The sequence below is a fragment of the Amycolatopsis sp. NPDC003676 genome (assembly GCF_053587275.1).
Genome location: NZ_JBSFNS010000358.1, coordinates 1 through 1,184 on the forward strand (window position 1 = coordinate 1; position 1,184 = coordinate 1,184).

The following is a 1,184-nucleotide window of genomic DNA, read 5'->3' on the forward strand; positions in this document are numbered from 1 at the left end:
GCCGGAAGGCGAACGGGCGATGGCCCAGGCGCTCGCCGAGGCCCTGCCCTACATCGACGACCAGCGGCTGCGCGAAGAGGTGCAGGGCTTCGTCGGCCAGGAGACGATGCACGCCAGCAGCCACGCCGGCGCGCGCGACCACCTCCAGGCCATCGGCCTCGACGTCGACTCGATGGTCCGCACCTTCGCCTGGTTCGTCGATCGCATCCTCGGCGACCACGGCCTGACCGGCCGGGCGAAGGAGGAATGGCTCAAGGAGCGGCTCGCGCTGTTCGCCGGGATGGAGCACTACACCGCCGTCATCGGCGAATGGCTGCTGGAGAACGACAAGTTCGAAGACCTCGGCATGGACCCGACCATGCTCGATCTGATCCGCTGGCACGGCGCCGAGGAAGTCGAGCACCGCAGCGTGGTCTACGACGCCTACATGTACGTCGACGGCGGCTACGCGCGCAAGGCGCGCACCGCGGTGGCGGCCAGTACCAGTCTGCTCGCGACCTTCATCCTGTCCTCGGCCTACCTCTACGCCAAGGACCCGTCGCCGAAGAAGGGCCCGTCCTGGCCGGTGCAGCTGGTGCGGGCGACCGCTCGGGGCATCATGCCGAATTTCGGTCTGTTCCTCACCGAGATCCCGCGTTACCTGCGGCCGGGCTTCCATCCGTCCCAGCTGGGTCCGATGGATCGCGCGCTGCGCTATCTCGCGCATTCGCCCGCGGCGCGGGCGGCCGAGCAGTGACGGCGATGACCGAGCGGTACACCCCGCCCGCCGCCCTGCGCGCGATCGGCGCCGTCGCCGACGGCTATCGGCAGCTGTTCGTCTCCGGGCGCGCGGCATCGCTCATCTCGCGACCGAACCCGGTGCGGCACACCGGCTTCGAGATTCCGGTGACCGTCGCGGGAATCGAGCCGGTGGCGGTCGACGTCACCAGCCTCACCCTGACCTCGCCGACCGGCGCGCCGCTGCCCCCGTGGCGGCCTGGCTCGCACCTCGACATCGTGCTGCCCTCCGGCAAGCAACGCCAGTACTCGCTGTGCGGTGACCCCGCCGATCGGCGCCGCTACCGGATCGCGGTGCGCCGCATCCCCGACGGCGAGGGCGGATCGATCGAGGTGCACGACCAGCTGGCGGTGGGCGACGCGCTGCGAATCCGCGGCCCGCGCAACGCGTTCGACTTCATCGATGC

Annotated in this window: 2 protein-coding genes; both read left to right on the plus strand. The window is 70.6% G+C overall.

The window, feature by feature from the left end; translation table 11 throughout:
- Positions 1 to 736: metal-dependent hydrolase (locus ACWDNU_RS46395; RefSeq protein WP_449673516.1), on the plus strand; the 736-nt coding region annotated here is incomplete at its 5' end.
- Positions 737 to 741: 5 nt separating this feature from the next.
- Positions 742 to 1,184, plus strand: a 443-nt coding sequence (locus ACWDNU_RS46400) for an FAD-binding oxidoreductase (RefSeq protein WP_449673517.1), incomplete at its 3' end; no start/stop codon positions are given.